Genomic DNA, 13,621 nt, shown 5'->3' on the forward strand with positions numbered 1-13,621 from the left:
TCTCACCGCACCAGGCACAGACCCGAGTACGTCCAGTACGAGGGCCTGTGCCCGGCACGCCGAGAGCACGCACCTGACGCCGCAGGGCCCGCCCTACGGGCGGACGACGGGAATTTGACGACAGGACCTAGGGGGCGCTCCTGGCCGCGCAATCCTCCAAGTGGTCGTTGACCAGGCCGCACGCCTGCATGAGCGCGTAGGCCGTGGTCGGGCCCACGAAGCGGATGCCGCGCTTCTTGAGGGTCTTGGAGAGAGCCGTCGACTCGTCGGTGACGGCCGGGACGTCGGCCAGCCGCTTCGGGGCCGGGCGGGTGGCCGGGTCCGGGGCGAAGGACCAGATCAGCTCGTCCAGCTCGCCCGGCGTCCAGTCGGCCAGCACGCGCGCGTTGGCGACGGTCGCCTCGATCTTGGCGCGGTTGCGGATGATGCCCGGGTCGCCGAGGAGGCGCTCCTTGTCGTCGTCCGTGAACGCGGCCACCGAGGCGATCTCGAAGTCGGCGAAGGCGGCCCGGAAACCCGGCCGGCGGCGCAGGATCGTGATCCAGGACAGGCCCGACTGGAAGGCCTCCAGACAGAGTCGCTCGTACAGCGCGTCGTCGCCGTGGACCGGGCGGCCCCACTCCTTGTCGTGGTACGAGACGTAGTCCTCGGTGGACAGGGCCCAGGGGCAGCGCAGCGCGCCGTCGGGCCCGGCGAGCGCATCGCTCACTGCTGCTCCCCCTCGGCCGGCTTGCGCAGCGAGGTGGTCGCGGTGGCGCGGGCGCCGGCCAGCGCGGCCTCCAGGTCGGCGATCCTGGCGTCCCGCTCGGCGAGCTCGGCGCCGAGCCGGCCGAGGGCGTCGTCCACGTCCGCCATGCGGTAGCCGCGGGCGGCGAGCGGGAAGCGCACGGACTCCACGTCCGCGCGGTTCACCGGCCGGTCCTGGGGCAGCGGGTCCACCAGCCGATCGGGCTCGGCGTCGGGAAGGGGGGCGCTCTCGCCGCCGCCCACCACGGACAGTGTCACCGCGGCGACCACGACGGCGAGCGCGACGACCAGGAACAAGAACATGAACATCGCTGAGGTCCCCACGCTCTGGTGCCGACGCGTTGGGCGTCGGCGCGAAAGTACTGAAGCTACTGAAAATGTCTGACGAGTGCCGAAGCGGTCCGGCGCCGAAAGTGTCAGGGTCCGATCGTGCCATGCGAGTCTGACAGTTAAGGTCGCAGGCGGCTAAGCAGTGGGACTTACCAGGAGAGGTCACAGGGGATGCTCAGGCTGGGCAGGCACGAATTCGACCCGCACGAGCCGGTGATCATGGCCATCGTGAACCGGACCCCGGACTCCTTCTACGACCAGGGAGCCACCTTCCGCGACGAGCCCGCGCTCGCCCGCGTGGAGCAGGCGGTGGCCGAGGGCGCCGCCATCATCGACATCGGCGGGGTGAAGGCCGGGCCCGGGGAAGAGGTGACCGCCGAGGAGGAGGCGCGCCGTACGGTCGGCTTCGTCGCCGAGGTGCGGCGGCGGTTCCCGGACGTGATCATCAGCGTCGACACCTGGCGGCACGAGGTCGGGGAGGCGGTCTGCGAGGCGGGGGCCGATCTGCTCAACGACGCGTGGGGTGGCGTGGATCCTCGGCTCGCGGAGGTGGCCGCGCGGTACGGGGTGGGGCTTGTGTGCACCCATGCCGGGGGCGCCGAGCCTCGAACGCGGCCGCATCGGATCGCCTACGACGACGTCATGGCCGACATTCTGCGGGTGACCCTGGGGCTGGCCGAGCGGGCGGTGGCCCTGGGCGTACCCCGGGAGTCCGTGCTGATCGACCCCGGGCACGACTTCGGGAAGAACACCCGGCACAGCCTGGAGGCGACTCGGCGGCTGGGCGAGATGGTGGAGACGGGGTGGCCCGTGCTTGTCTCCCTCTCCAACAAGGACTTCGTCGGGGAGACGCTCGACAGGCCGGTGAAGGAGCGGGTGGTGGGTACGTTGGCCACGACGGCGGTATCCGCGTGGCTGGGAGCGCAGGTGTATCGCGTCCACGAGGTCGCCGAGACCCGTCAGGTCCTGGACATGGTGACGTCGATCGCGGGCCACCGCCCTCCGACGGTGGCCCGCCGGGGCCTGGCGTAGACCTTCCTCGCCCGCGCCGCCCCTACCCGTCCCTGACCTGGGGGCTCCGCTCCAGACCCCCGGGGTGCGTTCTTCGGCTGCGGGCGGGTGGGGGCTGGTCGCGCAGTTCCCCGCGCCCCTTGCGGGGCCGCTCCTCTACCGGCCTGCCTCCTTGGAGACCAAGGCCACCGCTTCCTCCACCTCGTCCGTGAGGTGGAACAGGAGGAGGTCCTTTTCCGAGGCCTTGCCCTGGGCGATCAGGGTGTTCTTGAGCCAGTCGACGAGACCGCCCCAGTACGCCGTACCGAAGAGGACGATCGGGAAGCGGGTGACCTTCTGGGTCTGGACGAGGGTGAGGGCCTCGAAGAGTTCGTCGAGGGTGCCGAGGCCGCCGGGCAAAACCACGAAGCCCTGGGCGTACTTGACGAACATCATCTTGCGGACGAAGAAGTACCGGAAGTTGAGGCCGATGTCGACGTAGGGGTTGAGGCCCTGTTCGAAGGGGAGCTCGATGCCCAGGCCGACCGAGATGCCCTTGGCCTCGCAGGCGCCCTTGTTGGCGGCTTCCATCGCGCCGGGCCCGCCGCCCGTGATGACGGCGAAGCCGGCTTCGACCAGGCCTCGGCCGAGCGCCACCCCCGCCTCGTACTCGGGCGAGTCCACCGGCGTACGGGCGGAACCGAAGACGCTGATCGCGGGCGGGAGTTCGGCGAGCGTGCCGAAGCCTTCGATGAACTCCGACTGGATGCGCAGGACTCGCCAGGGGTCGGTGTGCACCCAGTCGGAGGGGCCGCCCGCGTCCAGCAGCCGCTGGTCCGTGGTGCTCGACTGCACCTGGCCCCGCCTGCGCAGTACCGGCCCCAGCCGCTGCTCCTCCGGTGGCTGCTTCTTGCCCTCGGGGTTGCCAGTAGCCATGTGCGCTCCCTCCGCTTGCAGGTGGTTCAGCCCCAGCGTAGATCCAGGCTGGTTACGGAGGGGGGACATGCGCATGTCCGCCGTGCACCGCAAAGGTTCGGGCGGCCCTCAGGACGTCAGCCAGGCGCGCAGACGCTCCTCCGCCTCCGGGATCTCCGACGCCCGCACCCGCTCGTCCACCTTGTGGGCGAGGAGCGGCGCGCCGGGCCCGTAGTTCACCGCGGGCACTCCGAGCGCGCTGAAGCGGGCGACGTCCGTCCAGCCGAACTTGGGGCGGGCCTCGCCGCCGACGGCCGCCAGGAAGGCCGCGGCGGCCGGGTGCGTCAGGCCGGGCCGGGCCCCGCCCGTGTGGTCGTCGACGATGAACTCGTCGATGTCGCAGTCGGCGAAGAAGTCACGGACGAAGGCCTCGGCCTCCGCCTCGCTGCGGTCGGGCGCGTAGCGGAAGTTGACGACGACGGTGCAGGCGTCGGGGATGACGTTGGTGGCCACGCCCCCCTCGATGCGGACGGCGTTGAGGCCTTCGTGGAACCGGAGGCCGTCCACGACCGGCGTGCGCGGCTCATAGGCGGCGAGCTTGGCGAGGATCGGGGCCGCCGCGTGGATCGCGTTGGAGCCCATCCACGCGCGCGCGGAGTGGGCTCGCTCCCCCTTGGTCTTCAGGAACACCCTGAGCGTGCCCTGGCAGCCGCCCTCCACCTGGCCGTCCGTCGGCTCCAGGAGGATCGCGAAGTCGCCCGCCAGCCAGTCGGGGTGGGCCTCGGCGACGTGCTTCAGGCCGTTCAGGTGGGCGGCGACCTCTTCGTTGTCGTAGAACACGAAGGTGAGGTCGCGGTTGGGGGCGGGGACCGTGGCCGCGATGCGCAGCTGTACGGCGACGCCGGACTTCATGTCACAGGTGCCGCAGCCCCACAGGACGCCGTCCTCGTCGAGGCGCGAGGGCACGTTGCCGGCGATGGGGACCGTGTCGATGTGGCCGGCGAGGATCACACGCTCGGCCCGCCCCAGGTTCGTACGCGCCACGACGTTGTTGCCGTACCGGTCGACCGTCAGATGCGGCAGGGCACGCAGGGCGGCCTCGACGGCGTCCGCGAGCGGCTTCTCGTTGCCGCTCTCCGAGGGGAAGTCGACGAGCCGCGCGGTGAGCTCGGCGGCGTCCAGCGTGAGGTCAAGGGTGGTGTCGGCCATGCCCTCGACCCTAGCGCCCCCTGCTCGGCGCTCTGCCGCGCACGGGTTGTCCACAACCTCACACGCCGCCAACAGTCGCCTCCAGTACCTTGTACGCGTGCCAGAGCCGTCCCCCACTCCTGTCCGGCGCGGCCGCCTCTTCCGTTTCGGGGCGGCCGTCGTAGTTATGCTCGCGCTCGCGGGATACCTCGCGGTGCAGTACCTCACAGGAGGGACGGGTGCGCCACGCTGCAGAGTCGTCTCGGGCAAGAGCGACCACGCGTCGTACGAGTTCACCCCGGAGCAGGCGGTGAACGCGGCGACGATCTCGGCGGTCGGCACCACCCGCGGACTGCCGGAGCGCGCCGTGGCCATCGCCCTCGCAACCGCGCTCCAGGAGTCGGGGCTGCGCAACATCCAGCACGGCGACCGGGACTCGCTCGGTCTGTTCCAGCAGCGCCCCTCGCAGGGCTGGGGGACGACGAAGCAGATCATGGACCCGACGTACGCGGCCGGCATGTTCTACGAACACCTGGCCAAGGTGCCGGGCTACACGCGGCTGCCGCTCACCGTCGCCGCGCAGCGCGTGCAGCGCAGCGGCTATCCGCAGGCGTACGCGAAGCACGAGCCGGACGCGACGCTGCTGGCCGCGGCCCTGACCGGCCGCGCGGCGGCCACGCTGACCTGTGAGGGCCGCCCGGGGGCGACCCCGGTCGGCGGCCCGGACTCGGTGCGCGCCGCGCTCGTACGGGACTTCGGGCGCGAGGTGGTGCAGGATGCGGGAGCCGATGTGAGCACCGCGGGCTCCTCCGCCTCCTCGGCGGCTTCTCCGACGCCGACCCCCTCGCCGACCGTCTCCGGCCGGACCGTGACCGTGCCCGTGCGCAAGGACCCCACGGGCGGCTCCACCGTCCGCCAGCGCGGCTGGGAGCTGGCGCACTGGGCGGTGGCCAACTCCTCGGCGCTGCACATCCAACGGGTCTCCTACGCGGGGCGGGAGTGGACGGCGGGGGAAAGGAACGGCGAGTGGCGCGCGGCGGACGCCAAGGGCGGTTCGACGACGCAGTCCGCCGCCGAGGTCCGCATCGTCACCGCGCAGTAGTGCGGGGCCTCACCTGTACGGGGGATGCCCGGCGTGGCGCGCCGCCGCTGCGAGCAGGTTTTCGCGTGCTCACTCCAGAATCCGCCGGACCCCTTGGAAACAAAGAGCCGTAAGGATTCGGCAGACTTTCCGACCGGATGCCCTTTGCCCGTTTTTATCCACAACCGATAATGCGACGCATTACCAACTCTTTACGTCGGGCCACCGCAACCTTCGCGGGTCTCGAGCGGTAGTCACTGCGTCCGAGCCCGGAACGATCAACGGGCCGCCCGACAGCCAGTCGGCGGCCGAACGGTCAACTCCCGGGCACGGGTGGACACTTCACCGTTCTCTTCCGTCTAAGGAGCATCATGTCCCTCCCCCTGACCCGCCGGATCGCCCGTGCCGCGCTGCTCATCGCAGCGGGAGCGGCGCCCGTGGTCGGTGCGGCCGGCTCCGCCAGCGCAGCGGCCGAACTCCCGGCCACGCCCGACCTCGGCGGACTGACCGCTCTGGACGGCGCGCACGTCGGCAACACGGTCGACGGTGCGACGCGGAACGTCACCGGGCTCGCGGGCACGACCGGCGGCAACGCCCTCAAGAAGGCCGTCCCGGCCGCGGGCAAGACGGGTGGCAGTGTCGCCAGGACGGCGACGCCGGCCGCGCAGAAGGTGGCCGGAGACGCCGCGGGGCAGGCCGGGGGTCTGCTCGGTGACACCGCGAAGACCGCCGGTGGTGGTCTTCCGACGGACGCGGTGACCAAGGGCGGTCTGCCCACGGGGCAGCTGCCGCTGAAGGGGCTGCCCCTCGGCTAGGCGCCGGGGCCGTGCACATGCTGTAGCTGTACGGCGAAGGGGTCCAGGGAGTTTCCCTGGACCCCTTCGCGCATGCCGGGTCCTGGTGTGCGGGCCGGTGGGGGCTGGGCACGCCCATGCGGCGGAGCCGCAAATGTCAGAGCCCCGCTCCCCTGAAGGGCGCGCTCCTCGCCAGGGGGTTTCTCAGCCCAGGCGCTCTACCGCCGCCGCCACCCGCTCGTCCGTCGCCGTCAGCGCCACGCGGACGAAGTTCTCGCCCGCCTCGCCGTAGAAGTCGCCCGGGGCGACGAGGATGCCCAGTTCGGCCAGATGGGCGACGGTGTCCCAGCAGGACTCGCCGCGGGTGGCCCACAGGTACAGGCTCGCCTCGCTGTGCTCGATGCGGAAACCGTGGCGCAGCAGCGCCTCGCGCAGGGCGGTGCGGCGGGCCGCGTAGCGCTCGCGCTGTTCGCGGACGTGGACGTCGTCCGCGAGGGCGGCGACCACCGCGGCCTGGGTCGGCGCGGACGTCATCATGCCGCCGTGCTTGCGGATCTGGAGGAGGTCGCCGAGGACAGCGGGGTCACCGGCGAGGAACGCGGCGCGGTAGCCGGCCAGGTTCGAGCGCTTCGAGAGCGAGTGGACCGAGACGATCCCCTCGTACGAGCCGCCGCAGACGTCCGGGTGCAGGACCGAGACCGGATCGGCCTCCCAGCCCAGCTCGAGGTAGCACTCGTCGGAGAACACGAGGATGTCGTGCTCGCGGGCCCACGCGACGATCCGCGTGAGTTCCTGGGCGGAGAGGACCTTGCCCGTCGGGTTCGACGGGGAGTTCAGCCACAGGAGCTTCAGGCCGGCCGGGTCCAGCTCCGTGGGGTCGTCGTAGACCACGTGGTCCGCGCGGGCCAGGCGCGCGCCGACCTCGTACGTCGGGTACGCGAGGCGCGGGTACGCCACCTTGTCGCCGGGGCCCAGGCCCAGCTGGGTGGGGAGCCAGGCGACGAGTTCCTTGGAGCCGACGATCGGGAGCACGTGGTGGTGCGTGACGTCCCGCGCGCCGAGCCTCCGCTCGACCCAGCCCGTGAGCGCGTCCCGCAGTTCGGGCGTGCCCCACACCGTGGGATAGCCCGGCGAGTCCGCGGCCGCGACCAGAGCTTTCTGGATCAGCTCGGGCACCGGGTCGACCGGGGTGCCGACGGACAGGTCGACGATGCCGCCCGGATGAGCGGCGGCCGTCGCCTTGAAGGGCTCCAGCTTGTCCCAGGGGAAGACGGGAAGCCGGTCGGAGACTGCGGACACGGGATCGGGCTCACTTTCTCGTTCGTACGACCCGTACACACACGGCCTGCACGCCTGTGGCCGGTACGGGCTGCCACGGCAAACGCCTCGGCCCCGTACGGCGATCGAGGGATCGAACCGTACGGGACCGAGGCGGCGCGTAAGTACGGCCGCTTACTGGTTCTGCGGCGGCAGCGCTGCGATGAAGGGGTGGTCGCGCTCGATCAGACCGAGCTTGCTGGCGCCGCCGGGCGAGCCGAGCTCGTCGAAGAACTCGACGTTCGCCTTGTAGTAGTCCTTCCACTCTTCGGGAGTGTCGTCCTCGTAGAAGATCGCCTCGACCGGGCACACCGGCTCACAGGCTCCACAGTCGACGCATTCGTCCGGGTGGATGTACAAGGACCGGGAGCCCTCGTAGATGCAGTCGACCGGGCACTCCTCGATGCACGCCTTGTCCTTGACGTCGACACAAGGCTGCGCGATGACGTAGGTCACGCTGTCGTTCCTCCTCGATAGGGCGCTGGCGGGCCTCCATAGGCTCCGCCGCCTGGCGCGCGGGAGCGCGGCGTCGTCGATGCCCGCACCTAGTATCTCCGTTCCGGGGCGTGATCCATACAGGAGGGGTGAACTGACCTGTGGAAATCTCTGCGGCCGGACGTCTCGAGGTCCGAGTCACCGCTGCTGACGTGGGCAAACGTGTCTCTGTTCGGCGGATGATCGTAGATATCGAAGGTGCCGCCCGGGGTGAGAAGTTCACTGACACGGTCGGTGTTCTCACATCATGGAACAAGGGTGTGCTGCTGATCACACGACGGGACGGCGAGATCGTCCGGATTCCGGAGTCCTCGCTGGTCGCGGGCAAAGTCGTACCGGCCGCTCCGGCGCGTCGGCGGGGCCCCGCGGCCTCGTACGAGGAGCTGGCGCGGGTCGCCGCGCGGGCCTGGCGGCCGGTGGAGAGCGAGCGGCTCGGCGACTGGGAGCTGCGGGCGGCCTCCGGGTTCACCCGGCGCGCGAACTCCGTGCTGCCGCTCGGCGACCCGGGCGTGCCGCTCGACGAGGCGCTGACGTACGTACGCGACTGGTACGCGGCCCGTGACCTGCCCGCCTACGTCCAGACCGCCACCGGGGCCGAGGGCACCCAGGAGGTGCTGTGCGCGGAGCTGGAGGCGCGCGGCTGGGCGCGTGAGGTGAGCGCCGGGCTGTGGATCGGCGCCCTCGCGCCGCTCGCCGACCGCGAGGCCCCGGAGGCCTCCGGGGTGGTCCTCGCCCGCGTGGCCGACGAGGCATGGCTGGGCCGCTACCAGCGCAAGGGGCTGAGCGAGGTCGCGCTGCACGTCCTGGGCAGCGGGCCCTCGGTGTGGTTCGCGACGGTGCCCGGCGCCGAGGGGGAGCCTCCGGCCGCGATCGGGCGGTGTGTCGTCGACGGGCGGTGGGCCGGTTTCGCGGCCGTCGAGGTCGACCCCGCCCAGCGCCGCCGGGGCCTCGCCACCGCCGTCATGGCCGCGCTCGCCCGTCGTGCCCTGGACGAGGGCGCCTCGGCGGCCTGGCTCCAGGTGGAGGCGGACAACGCCGGGGCGCGGGCGCTGTACGCCGGGATGGGCTTCGCGGTGCATCACACGTACCACCACTACCGTGCGCCTGAGGTGTCCGCCGACGACCGCCGTCGACCGGCGTGAAGGGGTACGAGACCGCCATGCCTTCCCCCCATCCCCCGGAGCCGGAGCGGGCCGCCGAGGTGCGGCGCAGGTTCGCCGAGGAGGCGCGGTCCGAGCGGCCCGACCTGGCGGCGCTGTGTCTGCTGATCGGGGCGGCGGCGGACGGCACGCTGGACGAGGCGGGGACCGACGCGGCGCAGATCGAACTCGACCGGCTCGCCGGACAGCTGCCGTTCCGGCCCGGTGGGGCGCTGCCCTGGGCGACCGCGCTCGCCGAGCTGCTCGGCGGGCGCTGCGGGTTCCGGGGCTCGCCCGGGGACTATCAACGGCTGGAGTCGTCGCTCCTGCACGCGGTGCTGCGGCGGCGGCGCGGGCTGCCCATCCTGCTCTCCGTGGTGTGGATGGAGGTGGCCAGGCGGGCCGGCGCGCCGGTGTACGGGGTCGCCCTGCCCGGGCATTTCGTGGTGGGCTTCGGGCCTGCCGAGCAGCAGGTGCTCGCCGACCCCTTCGACGGGGGGCGGGTGCTGAGCGGCTCCGATGCCGAGCTGCTCGTGCAGGGCGCCACCGGGGCGCCTCTCGATCCCTCGATGCTCGTCCCCGCCCCTCCGCTCGACGTGGTCGTGCGGATCCTGAACAACGTCCGGGCGTGGGCGGCGGCGCGGCCGGAGCGGTCGGATGTCGGCCTGTGGGCGGTGGAGTTGTCGCTGCTGTTGCCTTCGCACCCTGCGCGGTTGCGCTACGAGCGGGCTCAGTTGCTTGTGCAGCGTGGGGATTTTCTGGGTGGAGCTGCGGAGTTGGATGCCTACGCCGATGTGGTCGCCGCGGTGGATCCGCCTTCGGCGGAGAAGGTTCGGGGGCAGGCTCGGGCGGCTCGGGCGATGTTGAACTGAGTTCGCCTTTGCGCCGTGGGGCTTTGGAGACAGATGGCGACTGCGGGTCCGATTCGGCTGGTCGCGCAGTTCCCCGCGCCCCTTTCAGGGGCGCCTGCCTCGACGGTGATTACAACCAGCCCTTCTCTCGTGCTATCCGGACCGCCTCCGCGCGATTGCGTGCCGCCAGCTTCTGGATCGCTGTCGAGAGGTAGTTGCGGACCGTGCCCTGGGAGAGGTGGAGGGCGGTGGCCAGTTCGGCGTTGGTGGAGCCGTCGGCCGCCGCGCGGAGGATCTCGCGCTCGCGGTCGGTCAGGGGGTTGGCACCCTCGGCGAGGGCGGCGGCCGCGAGGGTGGGGTCGATGACCCGTTCGCCGGCGAGCACCTTGCGGACCGCCGCGGCGAGTTGGGCGGCCGGGGCGTCCTTGACGAGGAAGGCGTCGGCGCCGGACTCCATGGCGCTGCGCAGATAGCCGGGGCGGCCGAAGGTCGTGAGGATGAGCAGTTTGATGCCGGGGAGTTCCTTGTGGACCTCGGCCGCCGCCTCGATGCCCGTCTTGCCCGGCATCTCGATGTCGAGGAGCGCCACGTCCACGTCGTGGGCGCGGGCCGCGGCCAGCACCTCGTCGCCGCGCGCCACCTGGGCGACCACCTCGATGTCGGGCTCGAGGCCCAGCAACGCGGCCAGCGCCTCGCGGACCATCGACTGGTCCTCGGCGAGCAGGACCTTGATCGTGCGGCTCATGCACCGGATCCTACGGGGTGATCGGCGGCCTCGAAGGGGGCCTGCGCCGGTACCCGTGCGACCAGCCGGAAGCCGTGCCGCACCCGGCCCGCCTCCAGGGCTCCGCCCGCCTTCTCCAGCCGCTCGGTCAGCCCCGTCAGACCGTTGCCCGGACCATGGCCCGAGCCGCCCGAACCGTCGTCCTCCACGCTCAGTTCGAGCACCGGGCCGTCCAGTGTCTGGCGGCGGACGAGCTCCAGGGTGCAGCGCCGGGCCCCGCTGTGCCGTACGACATTGGTGACCGCTTCCCGCAGCGCCCAGGCGAGCGCGGACTCGCTCTCCTCGGCGACATCGGTGAGGTCCGGCTCGGCGGGCAGGTCCGCGGTGACGCCCGCCGCCGTCAACGCGACCTGTGCGCCCGCGAGTTCGCCGGACAGCCGGGGCCGCCGGTACCCGGTGACCGCCTCGCGCACGTCGACGAGGGCCTGCCGGCTGACCTGTTCGATGTCGGCGACCTGCTGGGCCGCCTTCTCGGGGTGGTCGGGGAGCATCCGGCCGGCCAGCTCGCTCTTGAGGGTGATCAGGGAGAGCGAGTGGCCCAGCAGGTCGTGCAGATCGCGGGCCAGGCGCAGGCGCTCCTCGTTCGCGGCCAGTTGGGCGACCGTCGCGCGGGCCTCGCGCAGCGCGATCGTCGTGCGGATCAGTTCGCGGACGCCGGTCATGGCGAACCCGCCGAGGAACGCCGGGATGAGCAGCCCCGCCAGATACGCCTTGCCGCCCGACACGGTCAGGGCGATCCCCGTCAGCACGGCGGAGACGGCCGGGATGGCCCAGCGCGCCATCCGCAGGGGAAGCACCGCGCCGGACGCGATCGAGACGTACACGAACAGGACGAGCCACTCCCGCCCCAGGGTGAAGGAGAGCAGGGCGGCCTCGGCCGCGAGGACCACGAGCGAGACGAACACGAAGGGGGTCGTCTCGCCGCGGCCGGTGCGGAAGACCAGCGCCCCGTACCACCCGACGAAGGCCACCAGGCCGAACCAGCCGAGTACGACGACACCGGTGCTGTGCCCGCCGTGCACCAGGTCGCTGACGGGCGCGCTCAGATAGACGAGCCAGATGCCGGTCCAGACGGCCTTGACCATCTTCTGCCTGCGATTCTGCGGGTGTTGCCCGATGCCGACGCTGCTCACGCCTTCAGCGTGTCCTTCCGGTACAGCCATGCCGCGCCGCCCGCGAAGAGGAGGAAGGAGACAGCGAGGATGGCGAGGTCCTTCGCGTGCGGGGCGTCGCCCAGTTCGATGGATCGCCCGAGGGCAGCGTACGCGTGCGTGGGCAGCCAGGACGCGATCTTCTGGAGCCAGTCGGGGAAGGTGGTCGTGGGCATCCACAGGCCGCCGAGCACCGAGAGCCCGAAGTACAGGATCATCGTGATCGGGCGGACCGCGTCGCCGCTCGCGAGATAGCCGATGGCCACGCCGAGCGCGGCGAAGACGAGGCTGCCGGCCCAGATCGCGCCGGTGAGCGCGAGCCACTGCCAGGCGTCCAGCCGTACGTGTTTCACGGCGGCGGCGACCGCGAAGACGACCACGATCGACGGCAGGCTGATCACGGCGGCGCTGGCGGTCTTCGCCAGGACATAGCCGCGGCCCGGCAGGGTGGTGAGCCTGAGCTGCCGTACCCAGCCGCTCTCGCGCTCCTTCGCGATGCGCTCGCTGTTGCCCATCAGGACCGCGGTCAGGGCGCCGAAGGAGGCCATGGAGACCATGAAGAAGGTCGGCAGGGTCAGCCCGGTGCCGTCCACCTTGGTGGTGCTGTCCGCGCTGCCCGCGATCAGCAGGAACAGGGCCGAGGGGTAGACCACCGAGAAGAACAGGAACTTCTTGTTGCGCAGGGCGCGGGTGATCTCGAGCTTGATGAGGCTGTTCACTGCGACTTCGCCTCCTCGGCGGCCGTGATGGCGACGAAGGCCTGCTCGAGCCCGAGCCCGGCGACTTCGAGATTGCGGGGGTAGAGGCCGAGCCCGTACAGCGCGTGTACGGTCGCGTCGGCGTCGGAGGACTGGATGCGGACGGTGTGCCCGGAGACGTCGATCGAGGTCAGGAAGGGCAGGGCGCGCAGCGGAGCCTCGTCGATGGGGCCTTCCAGGTCGAAGGCGATACGGCGGGCGCCGGCCTTCGCCTTGATCTCGGCGGCGGTGCCGTCGGCCAGCAGGCGGCCCCGGTGCAGTACGAGGACGCGGTCCGCGATGGCGTCGGCCTCCTCCAGGTAGTGCGTGGCGAACAGGACGGTCCTGCCCTGGTCGGCCTGCTCGCGCATGGTGGCCCAGAAGGCCTGGCGGGCGGAGACGTCCATGCCGGTGGTGGGCTCGTCGAGGACGATGAGGTCGTTGGCGCCGGCGGTGGCGAGCGCGAAGCGGACGCGCTGTTCCTGGCCGCCGGAGAGCTTGTTGACCTTGCGGTCGGCTATCTGCGAGATGCCCGCGCGGGCCAGCACCTCACTGACCCTGTACGGCTTCGGGTGCAGATCGCAGGCCAGCTTCACCAGCTCGCCGACGGTGACCTCGTCCATCAGGCCGCCGCTCTGCAGCATGGCGCCCACCCGGCCGCCGACGATCGCCTCGCGGGGGCCGGTGCCGAACACCCGGACCGCGCCGGTGTCGGGGTGCTTGAGGCCGAGGAGCAGGTCCAGCGTGGTCGACTTGCCCGCGCCGTTGGGACCCAGCAGGGCGACGGTCTCGCCCGGGTGCAGGTCGAGCGTCAGCCCGTCGACTGCCCGTACGTTCCCGTAGCTCTTGCTCACCTGATCGAACCCGACCACCGGGGTGGTGGCGGGCGCCGCTGTTGTCGTCATGGGGACCATCGTGGCCGCGCGGGCCCGGTGCCCGGCAGTGTCGGCGGTCCTGACTGCCGGATGACAGATGTCATGTCGAGCGGCGCGGTCCGGGGGTCCCCGTGCTGCGACGACGGAGCCCCTGCCCGGTGCGGGCAGGGGCTCCGTTCATGCGGACGACCAGCGGTCAGCTCGCCTTGGACGACCAGAGGTCAGCT

Annotated in this window: 15 protein-coding genes; 5 read left to right on the top strand and 10 right to left on the bottom strand. The window is 71.7% G+C overall.

Translation table 11 applies throughout. From position 1 onward, the window contains the following. Positions 1-127: 127 nt before the first annotated feature. Both ABZ656_RS05415 and ABZ656_RS05420 read right to left on the bottom strand, forming a co-directional pair. The gene (locus ABZ656_RS05415) at positions 128-709 is read right to left on the bottom strand and encodes a DNA-3-methyladenine glycosylase I (protein ID WP_360264786.1); all 582 of its coding nucleotides are present in this window, start codon (positions 707-709) and stop codon (positions 128-130) included. Further along, the gene (locus tag ABZ656_RS05420) at positions 706-1,056 is read right to left on the bottom strand and encodes a DivIVA domain-containing protein (protein WP_101400503.1); all 351 of its coding nucleotides are present in this window, start codon (positions 1,054-1,056) and stop codon (positions 706-708) included. Before ABZ656_RS05420 ends, ABZ656_RS05415 begins: the two co-directional genes overlap by 4 nt. A gap of 192 nt (positions 1,057-1,248) precedes the next feature. Between ABZ656_RS05420 and folP the strand changes: the two genes are divergently transcribed. Further along, on the top strand, positions 1,249-2,109 hold the full coding sequence (gene folP, locus ABZ656_RS05425) for a dihydropteroate synthase (protein WP_101400502.1): 861 nt from the start codon (positions 1,249-1,251) through the stop codon (positions 2,107-2,109). Between the two features lie 135 nt (positions 2,110-2,244). Here folP and ABZ656_RS05430 read toward each other — a convergent pair whose 3' ends face one another. Next, complete coding sequence (locus ABZ656_RS05430) at positions 2,245-3,003, bottom strand: TIGR00730 family Rossman fold protein (protein WP_101400501.1); 759 nt, start codon at positions 3,001-3,003, stop codon at positions 2,245-2,247. A 108-nt stretch (positions 3,004-3,111) separates the two neighbouring features. Further along, complete coding sequence (gene dapE / locus ABZ656_RS05435; RefSeq protein ID WP_101400500.1) at positions 3,112-4,191, bottom strand: succinyl-diaminopimelate desuccinylase; 1,080 nt, start codon at positions 4,189-4,191, stop codon at positions 3,112-3,114. A 97-nt stretch (positions 4,192-4,288) separates the two neighbouring features. Between dapE and ABZ656_RS05440 the strand changes: the two genes are divergently transcribed. Together ABZ656_RS05440 and ABZ656_RS05445 are read left to right on the top strand one after the other, a co-directional pair. Then, a complete protein-coding gene (locus tag ABZ656_RS05440) occupies positions 4,289-5,272 on the top strand; it encodes a heavy metal transporter (protein ID WP_360264791.1) in 984 nt (327 codons plus the stop codon). Between the two features lie 350 nt (positions 5,273-5,622). Then, the gene (locus ABZ656_RS05445) at positions 5,623-6,066 is read left to right on the top strand and encodes an ATP-binding protein (RefSeq protein WP_101400498.1); all 444 of its coding nucleotides are present in this window, start codon (positions 5,623-5,625) and stop codon (positions 6,064-6,066) included. A 183-nt stretch (positions 6,067-6,249) separates the two neighbouring features. Here ABZ656_RS05445 and ABZ656_RS05450 read toward each other — a convergent pair whose 3' ends face one another. Both ABZ656_RS05450 and fdxA read right to left on the bottom strand, forming a co-directional pair. Then, on the bottom strand, positions 6,250-7,344 hold the full coding sequence (locus ABZ656_RS05450; RefSeq protein ID WP_101400497.1) for a bifunctional succinyldiaminopimelate transaminase/glutamate-prephenate aminotransferase: 1,095 nt from the start codon (positions 7,342-7,344) through the stop codon (positions 6,250-6,252). A 153-nt stretch (positions 7,345-7,497) separates the two neighbouring features. Further along, positions 7,498-7,818, bottom strand: coding sequence for a ferredoxin (fdxA, locus tag ABZ656_RS05455; protein ID WP_018089397.1), 321 nt, complete (start codon positions 7,816-7,818; stop codon positions 7,498-7,500). 140 nt (positions 7,819-7,958) lie between these two features. Between fdxA and ABZ656_RS05460 the strand changes: the two genes are divergently transcribed. Continuing rightward, positions 7,959-8,999 carry a GNAT family N-acetyltransferase gene (locus ABZ656_RS05460; protein ID WP_360264794.1) on the top strand — a complete coding sequence of 347 codons (1,041 nt, stop codon included), beginning with the start codon at positions 7,959-7,961 and terminating at the stop codon, positions 8,997-8,999. 17 nt (positions 9,000-9,016) lie between these two features. After that, on the top strand, positions 9,017-9,868 hold the full coding sequence (locus ABZ656_RS05465) for a transglutaminase-like domain-containing protein (RefSeq protein WP_212726984.1): 852 nt from the start codon (positions 9,017-9,019) through the stop codon (positions 9,866-9,868). A 109-nt stretch (positions 9,869-9,977) separates the two neighbouring features. Here the strand turns inward: ABZ656_RS05465 and ABZ656_RS05470 are convergent, their stop codons facing one another. The 4 genes from ABZ656_RS05470 to ABZ656_RS05485 are packed head-to-tail and all read right to left on the bottom strand — an operon-like array spanning position 9,978 to position 13,424. Beyond that, entirely contained in the window at positions 9,978-10,592 is a 615-nt protein-coding gene (locus tag ABZ656_RS05470) for a response regulator transcription factor (protein WP_168510936.1), read from the bottom strand. Then, positions 10,589-11,764 (bottom strand): histidine kinase, encoded by a 1,176-nt coding sequence (locus ABZ656_RS05475; RefSeq protein WP_360264798.1) that lies wholly within the window; start codon positions 11,762-11,764, stop codon positions 10,589-10,591. The genes ABZ656_RS05470 and ABZ656_RS05475 overlap by 4 nt, the downstream gene beginning before the upstream one ends. Beyond that, complete coding sequence (locus ABZ656_RS05480; protein ID WP_101400493.1) at positions 11,761-12,501, bottom strand: ABC transporter permease; 741 nt, start codon at positions 12,499-12,501, stop codon at positions 11,761-11,763. Before ABZ656_RS05480 ends, ABZ656_RS05475 begins: the two co-directional genes overlap by 4 nt. Then, positions 12,498-13,424, bottom strand: coding sequence for an ABC transporter ATP-binding protein (locus ABZ656_RS05485; protein WP_180362051.1), 927 nt, complete (start codon positions 13,422-13,424; stop codon positions 12,498-12,500). Before ABZ656_RS05485 ends, ABZ656_RS05480 begins: the two co-directional genes overlap by 4 nt. Positions 13,425-13,621: the final 197 nt, after the last annotated feature.

This window comes from Streptomyces sp. NPDC007095 (genome assembly GCF_040634475.1).
Lineage (GTDB): Bacteria > Actinomycetota > Actinomycetes > Streptomycetales > Streptomycetaceae > Streptomyces.